Raw genomic sequence first — 23,691 nt, forward strand, 5'->3', positions numbered from 1 at the left:
ACGCCGGGCAGCCCGACCCCGTCGAACCGGGCGCCGTCCAGAGTCGGGTCGAGGATCTGCCGTAGGACACGCTCCTGTTCCTCCTCGGCAGCCGCTACTGCGAAACCGACCTCCTGTCGGAGGAGGCTTGGCGGCTGTTCAGCGGGACGCCGCCCGGCTGGGCGCGCGTGCAGGCGATCTGCGATTTCGTCCACCGGCATGTGGCGTTCGGCTACGAGCATTCCCGCGCCACCCGGACCGCCGCCGAGACCTACGCCGAGCGCCGCGGCGTCTGCCGGGACTACACGCACCTTGCGATCACGTTCTGCCGGTGCATGAACATTCCCGCGCGATATTGCACGGGATACGTCAGCGACATCGGCCTGCCGCCCCCTTACGCGCCCATGGATTTCGCGGCGTGGATGGAGGTCTGTCTTGGCGGCCGCTGGTGGGTGTTCGATCCGCGCAACAACGCGCCGCGGCTCGGCCGCGTGCTGATCGCCCAGGGCCGCGACGCCGCGGATGTGCCGCTGACCCATACGTTCGGGCCGAACACCTTGGTGGGTTTTCGGGTGTGGACGGACGAATGCGCGGCCTGACCGGGCCCGGCCCGTCGGTCATGCCGGGCATTTGGGCGACGACGTGTCAGCCTGAGGTTTGCGTGAATGGCTGCGAGAGCTTGATCGATCGTCAGAGGCGACCCCGATCGTGAGTGAAGCGACCCGAGCCATCGCGCCTTCGTTCAACACTCTTACCCCCGACGACGGACACGGCCACGGCCGCGATCCCGCCCGCCGATGGCCCGGTCGGCTCTCAATTCGCCAGCCATAATCCCCGCCGGCCCGATGGCGATGTCCGCCGTGTCAGGCCAAGCCGGCCAATTCATCCAGCACGTTCCGCTCCAGGTCTGCCAACCGGGGATCGGCGCGGTCGCGCGGGTGGGGCAGCGGCACGGGCAGGACGCGCCGGATGCGGCCGGGCGAGGGCTGCATCACCACCACGCGGTCGCCCAGGTAGACCGCCTCCGCCACGTCGTGCGTGACCAGGATGGTGGTGATGCCCTCCGCCTGCCAGATGCGCTGCAGCTCCGTCTGCAGCGCGGCGCGGGTCAGCGCATCAAGCGCGCCGAACGGTTCGTCCAGCAGCAGGATGGAGGGGCGGTTGACCAGCGCGCGGGCGATGGCCACGCGCTGCGCCATCCCGCCGGAGAGCTGCGCGGGGTAGGCCTTCTCGAAGCCGGCGAGGCCGACCAGGGCGATGTGTTCGGCGATGGAGCGGCGCTTCTCCGCCTCCGGCAGGCGGGAGCGCAGCAGGCCCAGCGCCACGTTCTCCTCCACCGTCAGCCAGGGGAACAGCCGGTGCTCCTGGAAGACGATGCCGCGCTCCAGGCTGGTGCCGCGGATGCGGGCGCCGTCCAGGCGGATGTCACCCTCATAGCTGCCGTCTAGCCCGATGATCAGCCGCAGCAGGGTGGACTTGCCGCAGCCGCTGGTGCCGACGACGCTGACGAACTCGCCGGGGTCGACGGTGAGCGTGACGTTGCGCAGCACCTCCAGCTCGCCGCCGTGCACGGGGTAGCGCTTGCCGACGTGGTCGAGGCTCAGGGTTCCGGGGTGGGGCATGGGTGGTCTCCTCAGCGGTGGCGCCAGTGCAGCAGGCGCGCTTCCGCCGCCGCCGCACCGTGGTTGAGGGCGTAGCCGACCACGCCCAGGATGAGGACGCCCAGCAGGACGACGTCCATGTGGAAGTGCTCGCGCCCCTCGGTCATCATGCCGCCGATGCCGGGGCCGACGGTCATGAAGTACTCGGCGCCCACGGTCGCCAGCCACGCGTAGATCAGCGCCAAGTGCAGGCCGGTGAAGATCGACGGCAGGGCGGCCGGCAGCACCAGCCGGACCAGCGTCTGCCAAGGCGTGAGGGTGAGCACGCGCGCCACCTCCCAATGGCGGCGGTCGATGCCGCGGATGCCCTCGTGCGTGTTGACGACCACCGGCGTGAAGGCGGCCAGCGCCACGAACACCACCTTGGCCGCCTCGCCCACGCCGAACCACACGGAGATCAGCGGAATCCAGGCGAACACGGCAATCTGCTTCCAGGCGTGGAAGGACGGCCCGACCAGCCGGTCGAAGCCCCGCCACAACCCCAGCAGCAGCCCGCCCAGCAGCCCCGCCGCGGCGCCGATGGCGAAGCCGGCGAGGTCGCGGACGAGGCTGGCGCCGAGGTGGAACCACAGCCCGCCCTCCGCCGCCTCCCGCCCCAGCCGGGCCAGCACCAGCGACGGCGGCGGCAGCAGGCGCGGGTCGGACAGGCCCAGGTGGTGCGCGGCCTCCCACGCCGCCAGCAGCAGCGCCGGCAGGACCAGCCCGCGGCCCGTCATGCCGCACCTCCGGCCCCGACTTCCCCGGCCCCGATTTGGCGCCAGCGCTGCAGCCGCGCCTCCACCCCCGCCAGCGCGCGGTCCAGCAGGTAGCCGATCAGCCCGACCGCGGCCATGGCGACCAGCACCGTTTCCAGCTGGAACAGCTGCCGGCCCCAGACCATCAGGTAGCCGAGCCCCTCCGACGAGGCGAGCAGTTCCACCGCCACCAGCGCCAGCCACGCGTGCGTCATGGCGTAGCGCACGCCGGTGAAGATGGGCGGCACGGCGGCCGGCAGCACCACGCGGGTCAGCATCGGCCAGGGACCGAATCCGAAGACGCGGCCGACCTCCACGAAGTGCGGCGGCACGGCGCGGATGCCCTTCAGCGTGTTGATGGCGAGCGGCACGAAGGCGGCCTTGGCGATGACCAGCACCTTCAGCGCCTCGTCGATGCCGACCAGCATGATCAGCAGCGGCACCCATCCCAGCGGCGGGATCTGCGCCAGCGCCACGAACAGCGGGTTGACGGTCTCCTCCACCCGCCGCGACAGCCCCATCAGCACGCCCAGCGCCAGGCCGCCCGCCGCCCCCAGGCCGAAGCCCCAGGCGACGCGCGACAGGCTGATCAGCGTGTGGTCCCGCAGCTCGCCGCTCTCCAGCATGGCGAGGAGCAGCGCCGTCACCTCGGCCGGGCTGGGCAGCACCTGCGGCGGCAGCCAGCCGCCCATGGCGCTGGCCTGCCACGCCGCCAGCGCCAGCAGCGGAACGATTAGGCCGACGCTTGCGCCCGTCAGGCGCCGGAGGAGACGGCCGGCGGCGAAGGCCGGCCATTCCAGCCGGACAGAAGCCGTCAAGGCGACGGGTTCGGGTGCGGACATGCGGATCTCCCTTAGGTTTCGGCCGGCCGGCGGGCGATCGCCGCGGCCAGCAGGAGGAGGACGGGGACGAAGGCCATCCCCGGCGCCGTCACGAGCCGACCGCCTTGCCGTCGGCGCCGTAGCGGGTCCAGCGGGTCTCCAGGCCCAGCTCCTTCAGCGCGGCGTCGAGGTAGCGCAGGTCGAACCAGCCCTCCACCTCCACGTCGCGGCGGATCAGCCCGTGCTCCTTGGCCTGCCGGGCCTGGATGCGGTACTGGTCGATCAGGAAGGGATCGAACAGCGGCGAATTGCGCAACGCCAGCGGCGTGCCCTCGTACTCGGCGCGGAAGTTGGCGGCGGGGATGCCGGACTTGGCCCAGATCTCGAACAGCTTCTCGCGGTTCGCCTCGTCCGACGCCCACAGCGACGCTTTGACGAACGCCTTGACGGCGCGGGCGGTGAGCGCCGGGTGCTTCGCCTCGAACGCTTCGGTCACCAGGACATGGGCGTTGCGGCCAAAGGCGGGGTTGTCGCCCTTGGAGGTGTAGATCACCTTGGCGATGCCTTGCTCCTCCAGCGCCAGCAGGTCGCTCTGGCCGAGTGCCGCGTCGATGTCCTTCGTCGCCAGCGCCGCCTTGGAGGTGGCGAAGTCCATGTTGATCGCCTTCAGGTCCTTCTCGCTCAGCCCGTTGGCCGCCAGCACCTTGTCGAAGGCGAGGTGCAGGTTGGTGCCGCGGAAGATGGCGACCTTGCGCCCCTTCAGATCCTTGATGGCCTTGATGTCGGATCCCGGCGGCACGGCGACGTAGATCGGCGACCGGGCGCCGCTGGCCAGCAGCAGCCTGGTCTTCAGACCGTTCGAGCGGCCGATCAGCGACGGCAGGTCGCCCTGCAGCGCGAAGTCGAGCTGTCCGTTGGCGATGGCCTCGTTCACGGCGGGGCCGGCGCCCTTGAAGAAGAACCACTCGACCTTCACGTCGGGGTCGTTCCGGAACTCGGCCTCCAGGTAGCCCTCGGCGTGCGCCAGCGCCGCCGAGGAGCCGCCGACGAACGGCCGGTTGCCGACGCCGATGGCGGCGTAGCCGACGCGGATGGTGACCGGCTCGGCCGCCCAGGTGACGCAGGGCGCCGTTCCGGCGGTGAGAAGCAGCGCGGCCGCCGCGGCGGCGCGCAGGATGGTGCGACGGAGCATGATGGGGGTTCCGATCTGGGGGAAAAGGAGGTGGGTGGACCCGGCCCTCCCGACGCGGGTCCACCCCGGCGCTCACTCGGCCGCGATCGCGAGCGGCGCCAACTGCTTTTCCACGGCCGTGCCCTTGAAGAAATCGGGGTTGGTGCCGGCGTAGAGGTTGTAGGGGTTGGTGAAGGTCAGGTCGCGGAAGTCGCGCACGCTGAGCGTGCCGCGCTCCACAAGGTCCCAGGTCTGGGCCAGCGCGTCGGAGTAGTCGGACACGTCCCAATGCCCGGCGTCCGACGCCCAGAAGGCGTTCAGGCGCACGTTCAGCGGGTTGACGGTGTCGTCCAGCGCGAACTTGACGGTGGGATCGTCGGCCTCGGCGCCGAAGTAGAAGTTCGGCACGAAGCGGTCGCGGATGTCCTCGATGCCGGTGATGCCGGCCGCCGCGAAGTCGTCCAGGCTGCCCGGCTCCTGCGGCTGGCGCCGCGCGTTGGAGACGCCCAGCGCCCCCTCCACCACGTCGAGCTTGCTGCCCAGGCGGGCGCGCGTCGGCGCGTCGGCATAGGCCTGGTACAGGTCGTACAGCAGGTCGCCGTCGATGAGGTCGGGGTTGTAGTTCTGCACCGCCTCGCCGTTGCGCTTCTCCCAATGGCCGATCAGGTCGGCGTAGAGGTTGGCGGCGAAGGCGGCGCCGCCTTCCAGCAGGCCGAAGCGGATGTCGGGGAAGCGCTTCGTCACGCCCGCGAAGAACAGCGACTTCGCCAACGCCTCCGAGGCCGAGGCGAAGTGGCCGATGTGGTTGTACATGTAGTTGTTGACCGACGCGCGGCTGGTCCAGCCCATGCCGATGGAGTGCGTGGTCAGCGGCACCTTCAGCTCCACCGCCTTGGCCCAGAACGGGTCGTAGTCGTGCTCGCTGTCGACGCCGAAGGTGTCCAGCCACGTCAGGTGGCGGGCGATCTCCGGATGGTCCTTGGCCGGGTACTTGCCGGCCAGCGCCTTGATCGGCCGGCGCAGGTTGCCGGGGATGATGGCGACCTTCAGGCCCAGTTCGTTGACCGCGAACTCCAGCTCCTCGATGCCCTCCTGCGGGCTGTGCAGCGGGATGGCGGCGACCGGCGTCAGCCGGTCGGAATGGGCGCGGAACTGGTCGGCGTGGTACAGGTTGATGGCGCGCACCACCGCGCGGCGCAGGTCCTCGCGGCCCACGTGGACGGCGAACAGCGTCAGGTTCGGGTAGACGACGCCGAAGTCGGTGCCGCCCTCCTCCAGCCGCTCGGCCAGCAGGGACGGGTGCGTGAAGGTGGCGAGGTCCAGCGTGTTCTTCGTCGGCAGCGTCCACCACGTCGGGCGCGGGTGGCGCTGGTCCAGCCGCTCCTGCGGGCTCAGCGTGTACCAGTCGTTGTTGAGGTAGCTGAGGCCGCGGCCGACCGAGCGGCGGAACTCGTCGACGATCTTCGCGCCGCCGACCTTGTCGATGTAGTCCTCGATGACGGGGCCGAACTCGATGGTGTGCAGGTCGGTGTCGATCACCGGGTGGTTCAGCGAGGCGCGGACCTTGGCCGAGCGCGACGGCTTGCGGTTCTTCACCAGCGACAGGTAGGCGGGCGTACGGGACATGGGGAGGCTCCTTGTTTCGGTGGCGGCGTTTGTGGCCTGCCGCTGTAGGAGCACGCCGCGTGCCAAGGCTAAGTCATTGATTTCGCAGTGACGTGCATCTCCGGGCTGCGGGCGGTGCAGCAGGAGTTGTGCATCGATGGTTCTGTGGAAACATTTATTCTACATGCATTTGTGAAATGATGTGCTTGGCATAGGCGCGAAAAAAATGTGGAATGCCCCGACAGAATGCCGCATAGGGGAAACGCCATGTTCACCATGGAAACCGCGCCCGACGGACGGGTCCTGCTGCGCCGCCCGGACGACGCGCCGCCGGCGCCGGTGCGCGCCACCGCGATGGTGTTCGAGGACCCGGCCTCGCGCGCGCTGCTGCGCCGGATGGAGCAACTCGCCCCGACCGACGCGGACGTGCTGATCATCGGCGAGACCGGCACCGGCAAGGAGTTGGTCGCCCGTCACCTGCACGACTGCAGCGGGCGGCGGCATCGCCCCTTCATCGCCGTCAACTGCGGCGCCATCGCCGAGACGCTGGTGGAAAGCGAACTGTTCGGCCACGAGAAGGGCGCCTTCACCGGCGCGCTTTCCGCCAAGGCCGGCTGGTTCGAGGCGGCTGACGGCGGCACCCTGTTCCTGGACGAGATCGGCGATCTGCCGCCGGCCCAGCAGGTGAAGCTTCTGCGCGTGCTGCAGGAGCGGGAGGTGGTGCGCGTCGGCTCCCGCCGTTCGATCCCGGTCGACGTGCGCGTCATCACCGCCACCAACGTGAAGCTGGAGGAGGCGGTGCGCACCGGCCGCTTCCGCCAGGACCTCTATTACCGCATCAAGGTGGGCAGCCTGATCCTGCCGCCGCTGCGCGACCGTCCCGGCGACGTGCTGCCGCTGGTCGACCATTTCCTGACGCTGTACGGCCGGCGTCTCGGCCGCCGGGCCGTCCGGCTGGCGCCCGACGCGGTGCAGGCGCTGCTCGACCACGACTGGCCGGGCAACATCCGCGAGTTGGAGAACGTCGTCCACACCGCGCTGGTCACCGCCGCGGGCGACATGCTGACCCGCGCCGACGTCCAGCTGTCGCTGCCGGTGGACGCGCGGACCGAGCAGCCGTGCGTCGCGGCGGCGTTGCGCGGCTCCTTCAACGCGCTGTTCGAGGCGGACGTGCCCGACCTGTTCGGGCGGGTGACCGACGCGCTGGTCCGCTCCGCCTACGAGTACTGCGGCGGCAACCAGGTGCAGGCCGCGAAGATGCTGGGGATCAGCCGCAACGTCCTGCGCGGCCATCTGGCGCGGCTTGGGATGATTCCCGCGCGGAACCGGTAGGTTCGCCGCAGCAGTTCGCCGCTGGGTTTTCACATTCATCGCTCCTGCCGCTGCTGCCAGGGCAACACCTCCGCACCACCCGCTGTCGCCCCGGCATCAGCGAATGCCGCCGGTTCCGCCGGATCAGGCCGGATTACAACTGGCACGGCGTGTGCAATTCCTGTCGTGACGAGAAATATCACAATCGTCACTGCGGGAATGCGCGCATGAAACTCACCACCTTCATCAGGCCCCTGCTGGCGCTCGCCGTCGCCGCGGGCCTCTCCTCCGCCGCCGTCGCCGCGGAACCGGCCAAGCAGCTGCGCATCGGCTTCCAGCGCACCGGCCCGCTGCTGGTGCTCAAGCAGTGGAAGACGCTGGAGCAGAAGCTGGAGCCGCTGGGCTACACCGTCACGTGGTCGGAGTTCACCGCCGGCCCGCCGCTCCTGGAGGCGCTGAACGTCGGCAGCATCGACCTGGGCACTACCGGCGACACGCCGCCGCTGTTCGCCCAGGCGGCCGGGGCCGACCTCGTCTACGTCGGCGCGGTGACCAACCCCGGCACCACGTCCGCCGTGCTGGTGCGCAACGACGGGCCGATCAAGGAGATCGCCGATCTGAAGGGCAAGAAGGTCGCCTTCGTGCGCGGCTCCAACGCCAACAACATCATCATCCGCGTGCTGGAGAAGGGCGGGCTGACCTTCAAGGACATCCAGCCGGTGTCGCTCACCCCCGCCGACGCCCGCGCCGCGTTCGAACGCGGTTCCATCGACGCCTGGGCGATCTGGGACCCGTACTACGCGCTGGCCGAGCGCAGCGACAAGGTGCGCGTGCTGACCAGCGCCGCCGGCATCGTCGACAGCTATTCCTTCTATCTGGCGCGCCGCGCCTTCGCCAATCAGGCGCCCGAGGTGGTGCAGGCCGTCATCGGCGAGATCGCCCGCGTCAGCGAGTGGGCCGCCGCCAACCCGGCCGAGTACGCGCAGATCCAGGCCAGGGAGAACGGCCTGCCGCTGGACGTGCAGACGGTGGCCGCCAGGCGCGAGGGGCGCCGCATCGCCTACATCGACGACGAGATCGTCGCCAAGCAGCAGCGCATCGCCGACGACTTCCACCGCCTGGGCCTGATCCCCAAGGCGATCACCATCCGCGACGTCATCTGGACGCCGCCCGCCGCCCCGAAATCCTGATCCATTCCCGCCATCGGAGCCAAGACCATGACCGACAAGCCCCTCGACTTCCTGTGGTTCCTGCCGACCAGCGGCGACGGCCCCTACCTGGGTTCCGACGTCGGCCACCGCCCGGTCACCAACGAATACCTCGCGGAGATCGCCCGCGCCGCCGACCGCCTGGGCTACTTCGGCGTGCTGGTGCCGACGGGGCAGGCGATGGAGGAGCCGTGGATCACCGCGGCCGCCATCATCCCGCAGACGGAACGGCTGAAGTTCCTGCTGGCGCTGCGCCCCGGCGTGTTCAGCCCGGCGCTGGCGGCGCGGCAGGCGGCGACGCTGGACCGCCTGTCCAACGGCCGCGTGCTGTTCAACGTGGTGGCCGGCGGTGCGCCGAAGGAACTGGCCGGCGACGGCATCTTCCTGGAGCATGACGAGCGCTACGACCATGCCCGCGAGTTCCTGAGCATCTGGCGCGCCCTGCTGGCCGGCGACACGGTGACGTACGCGGGCCGGCACCTGAAGGTGGACGGCGGCCAGCTGCTGTTCCCGCCGGTGCAGCGCCCGCACCCGCCGCTGTACTTCGGCGGCTCCTCGCCGGCCGCGCACCAGCTCGCCGCCGAACTGCACGACGCGTATCTCACCTGGGCCGAGCCGCCGGCGCAGGTGAAGGAGAAGATCGAGGACGTGAAGGCCCGCGCGGCGAAGCTCGGCCGCACGATCCGCTTCGGCCTGCGCGTGCACCTGATCGTCCGCGAGACGGAGGCCGAGGCCTGGGATGCCGCCGGCCGCCTGATCAGCCACCTGTCGGACGAGACCATCGCCGCCGCGCAGAAACGCTTCGCCGAGGAGTCCGACGCGGTGGGCCAGCGACGCATGGCGGCGCTGCACGGCGGCCGGCGCGACCACCTGGAGGTCAGCCCGAACCTGTGGGCCGGCGTCGGGCTGGTGCGCGGCGGCGCCGGCACCGCGCTGGTCGGCGACCCGAAGACGGTGGCCGCGCGCATCCGCGAGTACCAGGAGCTGGGCATCGACACCATCGTGGCGTCCGGCTACCCGCACCTGGAGGAGTCCTACCGCGTCGCCGAGCTGCTGTTCCCCGAGCTGAACATCAGCACCGCGCCCAAGCGCCCGCAGCCGCGCCCGGCCTTCACCCGCACCGAGGCGCGGGTCGGCCTGGAAGGCTTCCCGCTGGCGTCCGCCTCCTGAAGGGCCCCGTAGGTTGGGTTGAGCGCCAGCGAAAACCCAACACGCCCCGCATGGCGATGACGTTGGGTTTTCGCCTGCGGCTCAACCCAACCTACGGCCGAACGCAAGGACAGGCTTCATGAAACCAACCCTCCGCGCCCTCCTGCCGTGGATCCTGCCGGCGCTGCTGCTCGCGGCGTGGCAGCTTGCGGTGCAGGGCGGCGTGCTCTCCGGCCGCGTGCTGCCGGCGTTGACCGACGTGGCGGGCGCGGGCTGGCGCCTCGCCGCGTCCGGCGAACTGGGCGAGCACATCCGCATCAGCTTCGTGCGCGCCGTCACCGGCTTCGCCATCGGCGGCTCCATCGGCTTCGCGCTGGGGCTGCTCAACGGGCTGTCGGGCGTGGCCGAGCGGCTGCTCGACAGTTCGCTGCAGATGATCCGCAACGTGCCGCATCTGGCGCTGATCCCGCTGGTCATCCTGTGGTTCGGCATCGACGAGGAGGCGAAGCTGTTCCTCGTGGCGCTCGGCGTCTTCTTCCCGATGTACCTCAACACCTTCCACGGCATCCGCAACGTCGACTTCCAGCTGGTCGAGATGGGGCGCAGCTACGGCATGACGCGCGCGGCGCTGTTCACCCAGGTGATCCTGCCGGGGGCGCTGCCGTCGGTGCTGGTGGGGCTGCGCTACGCGCTGGGCATCATGTGGCTGACGCTGATCGTGGCCGAGACCATCGCCGCCACCTCGGGCATCGGCTACCTCGCCATGAACGCGCGGGAGTTCATGCTGGTCGACGTGGTGGTGCTCAGCATCCTCATCTACGCGTTGCTCGGCAAGCTGGCGGACAGCGCCGCCCGCCTTCTCGAACGGCTGTGCCTGCAGTGGCACCCGGCCTTCCAGCGCCAGTAAGGGACACGCCCATGACCGTTGAAGCCTTGGAGCCGGCGTTCGCCGGCGCCGCCATCCACGACGCGCCCGCCGTGGACGACATCGCCCCGGCCGGCGGCCTGCCCGTGACCATCGAAGGCGTGGGCAAGACCTTCGGGACCAAGGAGGTGCTGCGCGGCATCGACCTGAGCATCGATCCCGGCCAGTTCGTCGCCATCGTCGGGCGCAGCGGCTGCGGCAAGAGCACGCTGCTGCGCCTGCTGGCCGGCCTCGACACGCCGACGTCCGGTTCGATCCGCTTGGGCGGCGAGCCGCTGAACGGCCTGAACCGGCAGGCCCGCATCATGTTCCAGGAGGCGCGCCTGCTGCCCTGGCGCCGGGTGCTGGGCAACGTCGGCGTGGGACTCGGTGGCGACTGGCGCGCGCAGGCGGCGGCGGCGCTGAAGGCGGTCGGGCTGGAGGACCGCGCGCGCGAATGGCCGGCGGTGCTCTCGGGCGGCCAGCGCCAGCGCGTGGCGCTGGCCCGCGCGCTGGTACGCCGCCCGCGCCTCCTCATGCTGGACGAACCGCTGGGGGCGCTCGACGCGTTGACCCGAATCGCCATGCAGCACCTGATCGAGCGCGTGTGGCGCGCCCAAGGTTTCACCGCCGTGCTGGTCACCCACGACGTGGCGGAGGCGGTGGCGCTGGCCGACCGCGTTGTGATGATCGAGGAGGGGGAGATTACGCTGGACCTCGCCGTGGACCTGCCGCGCCCCCGCCCGCGCGGCAACCCGGACTTCGCCGCCCTGGAGGGGCGCATCCTCAACACCCTGTTCAAGGACTACGAGCTGGCCGGCAGCGGCATCTGACGCCCGTCTCCGCTCGACTACGAAGAAAGACGATCATGAAGAAGACTCTCCTCTCGCTCTCCCTCGCCGCGCTGCTGTCGGCCGGCCTGTCCGTCGGCGACGCCGCGTGGCGCCCCGCGCTCGCCACCGAAGCGGCGACCAGCGCCGCCGCCATCGTCTACGAACGCGACTGGGTGGTGTCGCCGCAGGCGGCGCGCGAGCTGATCGCGCAGGGCGCGCTGGTGCTCGACGTCCGCGATCCCAAGCTGAAGAGCAAGCAGCCGCTGCCCAACGCCGTGCCGCTGGTCTGGCAGGACCTGTCGGAGCCGGCGCTGCCCACCAAGGGCCGGCTGATCGCCGACGATGCGGTGCTGACGAAGAAGCTCCAGGACCTGGGCGTGTCGAAGGAGCGGCCGGTGGTCGTCGTGGCCGACCCGGTCAATGGCTGGGGCGAGGATGGCCGCATCGCCTGGACGCTGCGCACGCTGGGCCACTCCCGGGCGGTGCTGATCGACGGCGGCCTGCCGGCGCTGGTCAGGGACGGCGCGCCGGCCATCGCGCCGGCGGGCGGCCCCGGCGATTTCGTCGTGCAGCGCACCGACCGCTTCGAGGTGAAGCGCGACGACCTGAAGGGCCTGCTGGGCACGCCGGACCTCGTCGTCATCGACGCCCGCGAGCCGCGCGAGTACGAGGGCAAGACCCCCTACGGCGAGACCCGCGGCGGCCACGTGCCGGGCGCCAGGCACATCTGGTACAAGGATCTGCTGGACAAGGACGGCAAGCTGCTGCCGCGCGCCGAGATCGAGAAGCGGCTCGCCGCGCTGGGCGCCAGCAAGGACACGCCGATCGTCGCCTACTGCACCGGCGGCATCCGTTCGGGCTGGTTCACCTCGGTCCTCAACGACCTCGGCTACAAGGCCCGCAACTACGCCGGCTCCATGTGGGAGTGGTCGGCCTCGCCCGCCGACGCCTACCCGTTGACCGTGAAGAACTGAGGAGGCCCGGACCATGGAAGCGGCCATCCGCCTGGGCATCTTCGTCGCCATCTTCGTCACCGTCGCCGTCCTGGAGGCGGCGTTCCCGAAGCGGCCGCTGCGCGAGAACAAGTGGCGGCGCTGGGGCATCAACCTGGGCCTCATCGCGGTCAACGTGGCCGTGCAGCGCTTCACCGTCGGTGCCCTGGCCTTCGCCACCGCCATCTATGCGCAGGAGCGCGGCTGGGGCCTGTTCGGCGCGGTCGACCTGCCGTGGTGGGTGAAGGCGGTGGCCGCCTTCCTGATCCTCGACTTCGCCATCTACCTCCAGCACGTCATGTCGCACGCGCTGCCGGTGTTCTGGCGGCTACACCGGGTGCACCACGCCGACCTGGACATCGACCTGACGTCGGGCCTGCGCTTCCACCCCATCGAGATCCTGGTGTCGATCGTCTACAAGGCCGCGCTGGTCGCCGCCGTCGGCGCCGATCCGTGGGTGGTGGTGGCGTTCGAGGCGGTGCTGAACGGGGCCGCCGTGTTCACCCACGGCAACATCCGCGTGCCGGGGCGGCTGGACACCGCGCTGCGCTGGGTGGTGTGCACGCCGGACATGCACCGGGTCCACCATTCCGTCGTGCCGGAAGAGACCAACTCCAACTTCGGCTTCTTCCTGTCCGTGTGGGACCGGGTGTGCGGCACGGCCCATCATGCGCCGCCCGCGCTCGGCCACGAAGGCGTGGTGCTGGGGCTGGCGGAGTACCAGGACCAGCACCGGCTCGGCCTGCTGCACCTGTTGGTGCTGCCGTTCCGCGGCAGTCTCGGGGCCTACAGCTTCCGCAAGGACGCCCGGCGGGAGGCGGGCGCGGACACGCCGCCGGCCGCCGCTCCCTCCGCGGCCACCGCCTGATGGACGGCGGGTTCCTGCGTGCTGGGCGCGGCACGCTGTTCGTGACCCGGTTCACACGATCACTGGACCTCCACCGGCGTGCGGGCATGGCGTGTCCTCCACCCCGGCCAGGGCCTCGGCCACGGCGGCGGCAATGCGCGTGACCGCCGTGTCGGCGGCGTCCACCGCGCGCGCCATCTGCGCGAAGGAATGCGGCAGGTCCGGGTAGACCCACAGCCGGTGCGGCACGTCGGCTTCGGCGAGCCGTTCGGCCAGACGCAACGTGTCGTCGAGCAGGCAGTCGACGCCGGCGCCGACCAGCAGCAGCGGCGGCAGTCCGCCGAGGTCGGCGAGCAGCGGTTCCGCCCGGGCGTCGCCGCCGGCCGCCGTCCCGAGATACTGGCGCCAGTACCAGCGCATGCGCGCGGTGGAGAGACCGTAGCGGCCGTCGCCGAAGCAGCGGTGCGAATCGGTGTCGAAATTCGCGGCGAACATGCCGTACAGCAGCACGCCGAGCGCGATGCGCGGCCCGCCATCGCGCGCCTCCAGCGCTGCCGTGAGCGCCAGATTGGCCCCCGCGGAGTCGCCGCCCACCGCCAGCCGGCCGGCGTCGAGGCCGTGGGCCGCCCCGTGATCCGTCAACCAGCGCAGCGCCGCGGCGGCCTCCTCGACCTGTGTCGGGAAGCGGCGTTCCGGTGCCTTGCTGTAGGCGACGCCGACCACCGCCGCGCCGCTGCGCCGGGCCAGCAGGCGCAGCAGGCGGTCGTGCGTGTCGAGGCTGTTGAGCACGAAGCCGCCGCCATGAAACCACAGCAGGACCGGCAATGCGCCCGTCGTGGCCGGCCGGTGGATCCGCAGCGGAAGCGGCCCGGCCGGTCCCTCGATCACCACGTCGTCGACGCGGGCCAGTGCGGGCAGTGGCCCGTTCAGGAATGTGTAATGGCGCTCCGCCGCCATCCGCGCCACCGCGAGCGGCTGCTGCAAGGGATCGGCGGCCGAAGCCCCTTGCCGCTTCGCCGCCGCGAGCAGCCGCTGCACCTGCGGATCCAGGAGGGATGACGGGGCCACGGACACTTCCGAAGCGCCGTCCAGGGCGGTTTTGAGCATGGTCGGCAATCCCCCTTCGCGCGTGACGGCACGTTTGCCTTATGTGAAATGTATGACCGGCGCATAAATCCTATCTCCAAGTAGGAGATACGTGCCGGGGCCGGCCTGCCGTCGAGCCTTACTCCGGCACCGCCACCGTGCCGCCCGGGGCGTCGGCTATGGCCACCGTGTCGAAGTATTCGATTTCCGGATAGGTGCCGTAGCGCGCCAGGATCCCGTCCAGCCAGGGGCCCTGGTAGAAACGCTTGGCGTCATCGAGCGTGCGCCACTGGTAGACGCCGCCGGCCGTGCCCGTCTCGCTCCAGATAAACTGCTTGCGGATCAGGCCGGGCACCGCCCCGAAACCTGGCGCGATCTTCAGGAAATGCTCCCGGCAGGCCTCACGGCCGATGGAGGCGGGGAGGTGGTAGCGGACGATTGCGGTGATCATCGGTTGGCCCTTCCAGAATTGTCTACTTACCTAGTTGACAATGAAATCTCACGATGTGAAATTCGGTGCAATCGAAATCGATATTCACAGTTGGTATACGTTAATCTGCTGCCACCAAGGAAGGCCAACCATGGCAAAGCATCCGACCGACACGCTGATCACCACCGTGGCGCCCTCGCGCCGGACCCTGCTGAAGGCCGCTGCGGGCGCCGTTGCGCTGCCCTTCATCGGCGGGCCGTCGCGCCTGCTGGCCGCACCTCTGAAGCCGCTGAAGCTGGCCTGGAACACCGGCGCCGTGTGCGGCGCGCCGGTGGCCGTCGCCAAGGCCAACGGCATCTTTGAAAAGCACGGGCTGGACGTGGAGTTCGTGAATTTCGCCGGTTCGACCGAGCAGCTGCTGGAGGCCATCGCCACAGGCAAGGCCGATGTCGGCCACGGCATGGCGCTGCGCTGGCTGAAACCGCTGGAACAGGGCTTCGACGTGCGCATCGTCGCCGGCGTGCACGGCGGCTGCATGCGCCTGCTGGCGTCCAAGGCCGGCGGCATCGCCGACCTTGCCGGGCTGAAGGGCAAGACGGTGGCGATCAGCGACCTCGCCAGCCCGGCCAAGCACTTCTTCTCGATCCTGCTGGCCAAGCGCGGCATCGATCCGGTGAAGGACGTGGAATGGCGCGTCTTCCCCGGCGATCTGCTCGGCATTGCGCTCGAAAAGGGGGAAGCGCAGGCGATCGCCCATTGGGACCCGGTGACCTACCAGTTCCTCAAATCCGGCAACCTCGTCGAGATCGCTTCCAACCTGTCGGACGAGTACAAGGCCCGCGTGTGCTGCGTCATCGGCGTGCGCGGCAGCCTGCTGCGCGAGGACAAGGCGGCGACCGGCGCGCTGACCCGCGCCATCATCGAGGCGCAGGACTTCACCGCCCACAACCCGCACGAGGCCGCCAAGGCCTACCAGCCCTTCGCGCCCAAGAGCAGCGTGGAGGATCTCGCCGCCCAGCTTTCCAGTCATACCCATGGGCACCACCCGGTGGGCATCGACATCAAGAAGGAAATCGCCCTCTACGCCGAGGAGCTGAAGGCGGTCCAGGTCTTCAAGCCGTCGACCGACCCGGCGAAGTTCGCCGACCGTGTCTACGCCGACGTGCTGGCCTGAGATGACGGCGCTGGATGGCGCGACGGCTCTGGCGGGGGGCGTGGCCGATGCCCCCGCGCCACGGCGCCTGTGGCTGGGCGGGCTGGCGGCGGGCGCCGCGTGGTTCGCTGCCGCGGCAGTGACCGCGCTGCTGCCCGATGCCGACGATTGGGCCCGCACGCAGGAGTTCGCAAGCCTGCTGGCGCTGATCGGCGGCGTGCTGGCGCTGGTCTCGCCGGTTCTGCGCCCGCTGGGCGGGGCGGGGGAACGGCTGCGCCGCGCCGGCCCCTGGCTTTTGGTGCTGCCGCTGGGCTTCACCGCCTGGGAGCTGCTGACCGCTAAGCTGAACCTGCTGCCGCGCCCCTTCTTCGCGCCGCCGCAAGAGTTGCTGGAGGTCTATATCGAGGATCTGCCGCGCCTCGTCGAATGCACGGTGGCCTCGCTGAAGCTGCTGCTGACCGGCTATGCCATCGGCGCGCTGGTGGGCTTCGCCACCGGCGTGGCCATCGGCTGGTCGCGGGCGGTGGGCTATTGGGTGCATCCTGTGCTGCGGCTCATTGGGCCCCTGCCGGCCACCGCGTGGCTGCCCATCGCCTTCTTCGCCTTCCCGTCGAGCTGGAGCGCCAGCATCTTTCTCATCGCGCTCGCCACCGGCGTGCCGGTGACCATCCTGACGTGGTCGGGCGTGGCCGGCGTCAACCCGGCCTATTACGACATCGCCCGCACCCTGGGCGCGTCGAACCGCTTCCTGGTGGTGAAGGTGGCGGTGCCGGCGGCAATGCCAAGCGTCTTCGTCGGCCTGTTCATGGGCCTCGCCTCCTCCTTCGCGGTGCTGGTGGTGGCGGAGATGATGGGCGTGAAGGCGGGCCTCGGCTGGTACCTGCAATGGGCGCAGGGCTGGGCCGCCTACGCCAACATGTACGCGGCGCTCCTGGTGATGGCGCTGGTCTGCTCGGGGCTCGTGACGCTGCTGTTCCGGGTGCGCGACCGCCTGCTCGCCTGGCAGAAGGGGATGATGAAATGGTAGCGCTGGAACACGGCCGGTTTGAAACGGGGCAGCCGGCCGGCCTGGAGCTGGACGTCCGCAACGTCAGCCACGCCTTCGACCTGCAGGGCGCCCCACTGCGCGTGCTCGACGACGTGACGCTGCGCGCCGAGCCCGGCGAGTTCGTGGCCCTGTTGGGTCCGTCGGGTTGCGGCAAGTCCACGCTGCTGCGGCTGGTGGCCGGGCTGGAGCCGCCGCGGGCTGGTCGGCTGCTGGCCGACGGGGCCCCGGTCACCGGGCCGCACCCGTCGCGCGTCGTGGTTTTCCAGGACCCGACGCTCTACCCCTGGCGCACGGTGTGGGACAACGTGGCGCTGGGGCTGGAGGCGCGGGGTCTGCTGAAGCAGCGCCGCGCCCGCGTGGACGAGGCGCTGCGCCTTGTCGGGCTGGGCGGCTTCGCCAAGGCGTACCCGCACCAGCTCTCGGGCGGCATGGCACAGCGCACGGCGCTGGCCCGTGCGCTGGTCAACGACCCGCGCCTGCTGGTGCTGGACGAACCGTTGGGCAAGCTGGACAGCCTCACCCGCATCGCCATGCAGGGGGAGATTGTGCGCCTGTGGCAGCGTGCCGGGTTCACCGCGCTGCTGGTGACGCACGACATCGAGGAAGCGCTGCTGATGGCGACGCGCATCGTCGTGTTCAGCGAGCGGCCCGCGCGCGTGAAGGCGGAGATCGCCATCGACCGGCCCTACCCGCGCCACCGCGATGACCCGGTGCTCGTCGACCTCCGGCACAAGGTGCTGGACATGCTGGGCTTGGCGGGGGACTGGTGATGGCAGGCAACAAGCTGATCTCCCTGGCCGAGGCGGTGCGCCGTTTCACCTGGGACGGCATGCAGTACGCCAGCGGCGCCGCGCTCCCCGTCGGCTCCGACGCGGTGGTGTTCGGGCGTGAACTGTTGCGACACGGGCGGCGCGACCTGCACGCCGTCTTCCACTGCAACACCCAGCAGCTTAACCTGCTGGCCGCTGCCGGCGCCGTGACGAAGGCCGAGTGCGGCTTTTCCGGCCTTGAGGTGTTTGGCTTCGCCAACGGTCTGCGCCGTGCGGTGGAGTCGGGCGCCTTGGCGCTGGAGGACTATTCCAACTTCGCCATGGCGTTGCGCCTGATGGGCGGTGCGCTGAACTGGCCCTTCGTGCCAGCCACCGTCAACATCGGCTCCGACATCCAGGACCGCAGCGCCTTCGCCCCCGGCGAGCACCCGGCGCATGGCAAGATCCCGACCGTTACCGATCCCTTCACCGGACGCCCGGTCGGCGCCTTCAGCCCGCTCGCGCCCGATCTCGCCGCCATCCATGTGACGCTGGCCGACCCCCAGGGCAACGCCATCATGCTGGGCACGGAGTGGAGCCGGTTCGAGCTGTCGCGGGCGGCGAAGCGGGTGGTCCTGGTCGCCGATGCCATCGTCGACACCGCCTGCATGCGGCAGTTTCCCAACCTCGTGCGCATTCCCGACATCGTCGTCGAGGCGGTGGTGCACTGGCCCTTCGCCGCCTGGCCGCAAGGCTCGCCCGGAATGTACGACGTCGACGAGGAGCACATGCGGCTGATGAACAAGCTGCTGGCGACCGAGGAGGGCACGGCGCAGTACCGCCGTGACTTCGTGGAATCCTATGACGACCTCGACGGCTATCTGGCGCTGATCGGCGCGGCGAAGCGGGCGGCTCTGAGCGCCACGGAAACCGCCTTCCTGCTCGATCCCTACCGCCGGTGGATCCTGACGGCGGATGCGGTCGCGGCGCTGCAGGCGCAGGGAGGTGCGGCATGACCCGGCCTTACACCCGGCAGGAGATGATGGCGATCGCCACCGGGCGCGAAATCCGCGACGGCGAGCTGGCGATCTTCGGCGTCGGCCTGTCCATGCTGGCCGGCTACTTCGCGCAGGCGCACCACGCCCCCACCGTGCGCGCCATGACGGAGGGCGGCGTATACGGCTCGACGCCGGTGGGCGGCCTGCCCTGGGGCATCGAGTGCAACCGCATCTCGGCCAACGCCACCAGCTTCACCTCGGCGCTCGACGCGCTGGGCTGCCTCGTCGCCTCGGGGCGCTGCGACGTCGGGATCATCGGCGCCGCCCAGGTCGACCGGTTCGGCAACGTCAACACCACCGGCATCTGGGACGGGGAGATCGGCGACACCTACCGGCCGCCCAAGACCCGCTTGACCGGGGCCGGCGGGGCCAACGACATCGCCTGCGGCGCCAAGCGCTACGTCATCATGGTGACGCACGAGCCCAAACGCTTCGCCGAGCGGGTCACCTACGTCAGCTCCCCCGGTTATCTGGAGGGCGGCGACACGCGGGCGCGGCATGGCTTCATCGGCGGCGGCCCGTCGGCCATCGTCACCACGCTGGGCATCCTGCGTCCGCACGCGGTGACGAAGGAGTTCGAACTGGACGGCTGGTTCGCCTTTTCCAGCGTCGAAGAGATCCGAGCCAACACGGGCTGGGACCTCAAGGTGCGCGACGGCGCGCGGGTGATTGCCGAACCTTCGGACGCCGAACTGGCTGCCTTGCGCAAGGTGGACGAGACAGGGGTCCTGCGCCGGGAGTGACCCTCGGATCGGGGCAGCACACGAGAGCACACGCACGCCGAGCGGAGGAAACGCGGGGAGCGACCTGTAATTCTCCGCTCCCCCCAGTCCCGCTCCCGCAACGAGGGCTTCGGGTACGCGTCGTCATGACCGGCCGCCCACCGGGCGGTCAGCCCCCGGACGGGGGAGCGGCAAGGTAAGCCTCGATGGCCTCCTTCAAGGCGGCGAGTCCGGCGTGGTCGCGCGCGGCCGACGGAAAGCCGCTTGGGACGCCGAAGAGATTGAACACCGCCAAACAGAGTTTGGCCTTCGGCGACAGGCGGCCGGGCCGGGCGCCGGGCACCGCCGTCCACTGCTCGTACGTCTGGACGAGGCCGCCGTACTCTTCCGCCAGACGCGTGGCGAGCGCGCGGATGCCCCGGCCGCTTCCGTCGATGCGGACCTCGGTGCGGGCACCATCGTAGTGCTTGGACGGAACGCCGTCGGCCATGGCCTCGACCGTGATCTCGAAGGAGGGGTCCGCCAGGGACATCTGGTAGACGACCAGTTCGGCTTCGGTCGGCGTCGGCCGCACGCGGACCGTCCCGTCGTGCGCGAGCGTGGATTTCAGGAACTCCGCGATCTCACGTCCGGAGAGTTCGCCAAAGAGGATGGCGTGCGTCATGGGATTCCTCGCTCGATCGCCGCTGTTGCCTTCCAAGTGATGCGCTCGTCCGGGGCGATCAAGCCGATGGTGACGTCGTGCCTTCTTGTGCGCGCTCCGGCGTGCGCCGCTTGCCTGACCGCGGGGGCGGGAACCATCGGCCGGCATTCCGATTGTCGCAGGTGTACAGCCCGGGTGATCGTCGCGCGAAGAGACGTGAAGGCCGTGCGCCTCCGTCCTGTCGGGTGTTCGCCCGGTCTGCAAGGAACCACACGGAACAGGATGGTTGTCATGCGCAGATTTCCAGTGATGATGGCGAGCGCCGGCATGCTCGTGGCGCTCGCGGCATGCGGCAGCACGGACACGCAGCGGGCGACGACCGGCGGCCTCGGGGGGGCGGCGGCCGGCGCGGTCGTCGGCGGCCCGGTCGGCGCGGTCATCGGCGGCGCGGCCGGCGCGGGCACCGGCGTGGCGATGGACGAGGGGCTTGGCACCAAGGTCGAAAACTTGACCGATGGCCGTTCCGGCTCGACCGCCGCCCAGTCCGGCAGCCGAAGCGGATCCGCGGCGTCGGCGCGGGCGCTGAGCCCGCAACGGGTCCGCAACGTCCAGCAGGCCCTGAACGACAATGGCAGCGACATCGGCGTGGACGGCGTCTGGGGCCCGAACACGCGCCGTGCGTTGCGGGAATTCCAGCAGTCCAGGGGGCTGAACGCGACGGGCCAACTGGACGCCGAGACGGTGGCCGCGCTTAACCTGGACCGGCAGACGGGCAGCGCCGGCCAATCGGGAGACGGGTCGCGGAATGCGGGCGCCGGCGCGTCGGGAGGGGCGAACAACCAGGGCGCCACTCAGGGCGACACCGGCGCGCCCGGCGACACGGGGCAGCCTGCCCGGCAGTAGGCCGGCGGCCGTAAGCGGCCGGATCCGAACATGCGGCGCGCGAACCGGGCGTGTTCCGGGCGGTTCGCGCGCCGTGACGGGGGCGGCTTGGTCGCGAATTATGGTTAACGGCAAATTAATCGTTTGAGCGCACTCTGCGGGTGGACGTGCCTGTGCCTGACCCTGCGTGAGATGCCCCCGTGACGCTGCGCCTTGCCACCCTCGCCGCCCTGTGCGCCCTCCTCGCCGCTCCCGCCGCCATCGTCAGCCCTGCGACCGCCGCCGAGCCCGCGTTCGCGGGCGGCGCCGGGGCATCCGGGGTTCAGGCGGGCGAGGCGGAAGCCGTCGAGCGCTTCGTGCACGCGCTCCGCGAAATCCGCGGGCGATACATCGAGCCCATGTCGGAGCGGGAGCTTGCCGACATCGCCATCCGCGCGATGGCGGGGCGCGACCGCTGGTCGGCCTACGTGGGGCCGGAGGAATACAGCACGATGCGCGCGGAGAACGACGGCGCCTTCGCCGGCCTGGGCATCCGCTACGAACCGCAGGACGGACGGGTCCGCATCACCGAGGCGCTCCCCGGCTCCCCGGCCGAGCGGGTGGGGCTGCGGACGGGCGACGTCATCCTGGCCGTCGATCATCGGCCGGTGGATGCCAAGGAACTGGCCGCCGTCCGGCACATGCTGAGCGGTCCGGAGGGCACGGCCGTGTCGCTGACCGTGCGGCGGGACGGGCAGGCGGCGCCCTTCGACGTTTCTGTGGTGCGCGAGGAGATCAAGGTTCCGTCGGTGAAGCACGCGGCGGTCGGCAACGTCGGCTACATCCGGATCCTGAAGTTCGACCGCCGGACCCACCCGGCCGTCGCCGATGCCATCCGTTCCCTGCGCGCGCGGATCGGGCCGGACCTGCGCGGCTTCGTGCTCGACCTGCGCAACAACCCCGGCGGCCTCGTGCATTCCAGCGTCAGGGTGGCCGACGCGTTTCTGGAGGAAGGGACGATCCTCACGGCCCGCGGGCGCGATCCCGAGGCGAACCGCGTCTACACCGCGCGCGCCGGGGACGAGACCGGCGGCCTGCCGCTGGTGGTGCTGGTGAACGGAAAGTCGGCCTCGGCGGCGGAGATCCTGGCCGGCGCCCTCAAGGACCATCGCCGCGCCGTGATCCTCGGCTCGAAGACCTTCGGCAAGGGCGTCATCCAGAGCATCATACCCTTCGACGGCGGCAGCGCGCTGAAGCTGACGACGGCGCGCTACTTCACCCCGGCCGGGCATTCCATCCACGAGGTCGGCATCACGCCGGACGAGGCCGTGTCCGCGGAGGACACCGGCCCGGCGTCCGTGCCGCCGCAGGCCGCCCAGGACCAGCCGTTCGCCCGTGCCCTGTCGCTGCTGACCGCCGGTTCCGCACCCCGCCCGCAACGGGCCGCCGGCCGCTCCGGGACCGGGGACGAGGACCTTTCCGCCAAGCGTCCCTGACGTTCCGGCGTTCCGGTCATCGGCCGGGAGCGCGCGGCCATGTCGGGCACCTTTCCGCGAGGGCAAGCGGAACCGGGGCGATGGCGCGGCGTTGGTATCGGCACACCGGCAACGCGACGGGAGGCCCCATGCTCAGGTTCATCGGCGGTACCATCGGCATCATCTTCCTGATCGGCCTGCTGGTCGTCATCGGGCTGTTCTCCCTGGTCTTCTGACGGGGGGCCTCTGACGGGGCCAGGGCTTCTTCCCGGCGACGCGGCGCCGCCGCCGGGCGCCGCCGCCGGGTCGGGCACGCACCCCAGCCCCGCGCCGGGGGGCGCAAAGAAAGCTGGCGTTGCGGCGCACAAGCACCTATATCTGTCTCATTCGTCGGAGGCCCTGAACGTCGTCCGAGCGAGGTTCGACAGCTCGGTGGGCGGCCATCAAGGCCCGCCCGGAATACGACGCACCCGCGCCTCCCTCTACCTCCGGTACGTTTGACACACGATCGACCCGCGGCTGCACGACGAGCCGCGGCGTGGTCGCATGCTTGGGAAACCGTACTTTGAGTTTTTCTGATCTGAACCTGCATTCCGGCCTGATCCGCGCCCTCGAGGCCGCCGGCCACAACGCTCCCACCCCGATTCAGGCCTCGGCCATCCCGGTCGCGCTGGAAGGGCGCGACGTGCTGGCCACGGCCGACACCGGCACCGGCAAGACCGGCGCCTTCCTGCTGCCTTCTCTGCACCGCCTGATGGCGGCCGACGATGCCGCCGCCGCGGCGGCCGTCGCCGCCGGCGAGCCGCGCCGGGCCCGGCCGTTCGGCCCGCGCGTCCTGGTGCTGGCGCCGACGCGCGAGCTGGCGCGGCAGGTCACCGTGTCCGCCCGCAACTACGTCAAGTTCCGCCGGCTGTTCATCGTCGACGTCCTGGGCGGCGCGCCGTTCGGGCCGCAGGTGCGCGACCTGTCGCGCTCCGTCGACGTGCTGGTCGCCACGCCGGGCCGCCTGCTCGACCACATGCGCCGCCGCACGGTGCGCCTGGACGAGGTCGAGGTGCTGATCCTGGACGAGGCCGACCGCATGCTCGACCTCGGCTTCGCCGAGGACATCGAGGCGATCGGCAACGCCTGCCCGGCGACGCGCCAGACGCTGCTGTTCACCGCCACGCTGGACCAGCGCATGGAGCGGGTCGCCCGCGGCCTGCTGCGCGACCCGGCCCGCGTCGCCGTGGAGAGCACGCCGCAGAGCGC

The 23,691-nt window shown here is 70.6% G+C and carries 25 protein-coding genes; 17 read left to right on the forward strand and 8 right to left on the reverse strand.

Annotation, left to right across the window (positions count from 1 at the left end; translation table 11 throughout):
- Positions 1–167 precede the first annotated feature (167 nt).
- Positions 168–578 (forward strand): transglutaminase-like domain-containing protein, encoded by a 411-nt coding sequence (locus VED21_RS12000; protein ID WP_414638191.1) that lies wholly within the window; start codon positions 168–170, stop codon positions 576–578.
- A 264-nt stretch (positions 579–842) separates the two neighbouring features.
- Here the strand turns inward: VED21_RS12000 and VED21_RS12005 are convergent, their stop codons facing one another.
- From VED21_RS12005 to VED21_RS12025, 5 genes are all read right to left on the reverse strand, one after another.
- Positions 843–1,601 (reverse strand): ABC transporter ATP-binding protein, encoded by a 759-nt coding sequence (locus tag VED21_RS12005; RefSeq protein WP_324882594.1) that lies wholly within the window; start codon positions 1,599–1,601, stop codon positions 843–845.
- 11 nt (positions 1,602–1,612) lie between these two features.
- Entirely contained in the window at positions 1,613–2,356 is a 744-nt protein-coding gene (locus tag VED21_RS12010; protein WP_324882595.1) for an ABC transporter permease, read from the reverse strand.
- The gene (locus VED21_RS12015) at positions 2,353–3,216 is read right to left on the reverse strand and encodes an ABC transporter permease (protein WP_324882596.1); all 864 of its coding nucleotides are present in this window, start codon (positions 3,214–3,216) and stop codon (positions 2,353–2,355) included. The genes VED21_RS12010 and VED21_RS12015 overlap by 4 nt, the downstream gene beginning before the upstream one ends.
- 88 nt (positions 3,217–3,304) lie before the next feature.
- Entirely contained in the window at positions 3,305–4,387 is a 1,083-nt protein-coding gene (locus VED21_RS12020; protein ID WP_324882597.1) for an ABC transporter substrate-binding protein, read from the reverse strand.
- Between the two features lie 72 nt (positions 4,388–4,459).
- Positions 4,460–5,992, reverse strand: a complete 1,533-nt coding sequence (locus tag VED21_RS12025) for an amidohydrolase family protein (RefSeq protein WP_324882598.1) — start codon at positions 5,990–5,992, stop codon at positions 4,460–4,462.
- A gap of 246 nt (positions 5,993–6,238) precedes the next feature.
- Here VED21_RS12025 and VED21_RS12030 point away from each other — a divergent pair, with 246 nt between their 5' ends.
- The 7 genes from VED21_RS12030 to VED21_RS12060 all read left to right on the forward strand — a co-directional run bounded on the left by VED21_RS12030 (position 6,239) and on the right by VED21_RS12060 (position 13,236).
- Complete coding sequence (locus VED21_RS12030; RefSeq protein WP_324882599.1) at positions 6,239–7,303, forward strand: sigma-54 dependent transcriptional regulator; 1,065 nt, start codon at positions 6,239–6,241, stop codon at positions 7,301–7,303.
- Between the two features lie 206 nt (positions 7,304–7,509).
- Positions 7,510–8,472 carry a sulfonate ABC transporter substrate-binding protein gene (locus VED21_RS12035; protein WP_324882600.1) on the forward strand — a complete coding sequence of 321 codons (963 nt, stop codon included), beginning with the start codon at positions 7,510–7,512 and terminating at the stop codon, positions 8,470–8,472.
- Between the two features lie 27 nt (positions 8,473–8,499).
- Positions 8,500–9,660 carry an FMNH2-dependent alkanesulfonate monooxygenase gene (gene ssuD, locus VED21_RS12040; protein WP_324882601.1) on the forward strand — a complete coding sequence of 387 codons (1,161 nt, stop codon included), beginning with the start codon at positions 8,500–8,502 and terminating at the stop codon, positions 9,658–9,660.
- Between the two features lie 118 nt (positions 9,661–9,778).
- Positions 9,779–10,546 carry an aliphatic sulfonate ABC transporter permease SsuC gene (gene ssuC, locus VED21_RS12045; RefSeq protein ID WP_324882602.1) on the forward strand — a complete coding sequence of 256 codons (768 nt, stop codon included), beginning with the start codon at positions 9,779–9,781 and terminating at the stop codon, positions 10,544–10,546.
- Positions 10,547–10,557: 11 nt separating this feature from the next.
- Complete coding sequence (locus VED21_RS12050; protein WP_324882603.1) at positions 10,558–11,376, forward strand: ATP-binding cassette domain-containing protein; 819 nt, start codon at positions 10,558–10,560, stop codon at positions 11,374–11,376.
- 35 nt (positions 11,377–11,411) lie between these two features.
- The gene (locus tag VED21_RS12055; RefSeq protein ID WP_324882604.1) at positions 11,412–12,350 is read left to right on the forward strand and encodes a sulfurtransferase; all 939 of its coding nucleotides are present in this window, start codon (positions 11,412–11,414) and stop codon (positions 12,348–12,350) included.
- 13 nt (positions 12,351–12,363) lie between these two features.
- Positions 12,364–13,236, forward strand: coding sequence for a sterol desaturase family protein (locus VED21_RS12060; protein WP_324882605.1), 873 nt, complete (start codon positions 12,364–12,366; stop codon positions 13,234–13,236).
- Positions 13,237–13,287: 51 nt separating this feature from the next.
- Here VED21_RS12060 and VED21_RS12065 read toward each other — a convergent pair whose 3' ends face one another.
- Entirely contained in the window at positions 13,288–14,322 is a 1,035-nt protein-coding gene (locus VED21_RS12065; protein ID WP_324882606.1) for an alpha/beta hydrolase, read from the reverse strand.
- Positions 14,323–14,440: 118 nt separating this feature from the next.
- A complete protein-coding gene (locus tag VED21_RS12070; protein WP_324882607.1) occupies positions 14,441–14,752 on the reverse strand; it encodes a hypothetical protein in 312 nt (103 codons plus the stop codon).
- Between the two features lie 130 nt (positions 14,753–14,882).
- On the opposite strand from VED21_RS12070, the gene VED21_RS12075 reads away from it, so the two are divergent.
- Genes VED21_RS12075 through VED21_RS12095 form a run of 5 tightly spaced genes read left to right on the forward strand, consistent with a single transcriptional unit; the run spans position 14,883 to position 19,482 of the window.
- Positions 14,883–15,905, forward strand: a complete 1,023-nt coding sequence (locus VED21_RS12075) for an ABC transporter substrate-binding protein (protein WP_324882608.1) — start codon at positions 14,883–14,885, stop codon at positions 15,903–15,905.
- Between the two features lies 1 nt (position 15,906).
- Positions 15,907–16,911, forward strand: a complete 1,005-nt coding sequence (locus VED21_RS12080) for an ABC transporter permease (RefSeq protein ID WP_324882609.1) — start codon at positions 15,907–15,909, stop codon at positions 16,909–16,911.
- Positions 16,905–17,702 carry an ABC transporter ATP-binding protein gene (locus VED21_RS12085; protein ID WP_324882610.1) on the forward strand — a complete coding sequence of 266 codons (798 nt, stop codon included), beginning with the start codon at positions 16,905–16,907 and terminating at the stop codon, positions 17,700–17,702. The genes VED21_RS12080 and VED21_RS12085 overlap by 7 nt, the downstream gene beginning before the upstream one ends.
- The gene (locus tag VED21_RS12090) at positions 17,702–18,697 is read left to right on the forward strand and encodes a CoA transferase (protein WP_324882611.1); all 996 of its coding nucleotides are present in this window, start codon (positions 17,702–17,704) and stop codon (positions 18,695–18,697) included. Before VED21_RS12085 ends, VED21_RS12090 begins: the two co-directional genes overlap by 1 nt.
- Positions 18,694–19,482, forward strand: a complete 789-nt coding sequence (locus VED21_RS12095; RefSeq protein ID WP_324882612.1) for a CoA-transferase subunit beta — start codon at positions 18,694–18,696, stop codon at positions 19,480–19,482. The genes VED21_RS12090 and VED21_RS12095 overlap by 4 nt, the downstream gene beginning before the upstream one ends.
- A 148-nt stretch (positions 19,483–19,630) precedes the next feature.
- On the opposite strand, the gene VED21_RS12100 is transcribed toward VED21_RS12095, so the two are convergent.
- Positions 19,631–20,125 (reverse strand): hypothetical protein, encoded by a 495-nt coding sequence (locus tag VED21_RS12100; protein ID WP_324882613.1) that lies wholly within the window; start codon positions 20,123–20,125, stop codon positions 19,631–19,633.
- 270 nt (positions 20,126–20,395) lie between these two features.
- Here VED21_RS12100 and VED21_RS12105 point away from each other — a divergent pair, with 270 nt between their 5' ends.
- The 4 genes from VED21_RS12105 to VED21_RS12120 form a co-directional block, all read left to right on the forward strand.
- The gene (locus VED21_RS12105; RefSeq protein ID WP_324882614.1) at positions 20,396–21,007 is read left to right on the forward strand and encodes a peptidoglycan-binding domain-containing protein; all 612 of its coding nucleotides are present in this window, start codon (positions 20,396–20,398) and stop codon (positions 21,005–21,007) included.
- 179 nt (positions 21,008–21,186) lie between these two features.
- On the forward strand, positions 21,187–22,461 hold the full coding sequence (locus VED21_RS12110; protein WP_324882615.1) for a S41 family peptidase: 1,275 nt from the start codon (positions 21,187–21,189) through the stop codon (positions 22,459–22,461).
- An 80-nt stretch (positions 22,462–22,541) separates the two neighbouring features.
- On the forward strand, positions 22,542–22,676 hold the full coding sequence (locus tag VED21_RS12115; protein WP_324882616.1) for a hypothetical protein: 135 nt from the start codon (positions 22,542–22,544) through the stop codon (positions 22,674–22,676).
- Positions 22,677–23,005: 329 nt separating this feature from the next.
- The coding region (locus VED21_RS12120; protein ID WP_324882617.1) for a DEAD/DEAH box helicase at positions 23,006–23,691 on the forward strand (686 nt) is incomplete at its 3' end.

It is taken from the genome of Azospirillum sp. (assembly GCF_035627195.1).
Lineage (GTDB): Bacteria > Pseudomonadota > Alphaproteobacteria > Azospirillales > Azospirillaceae > Azospirillum.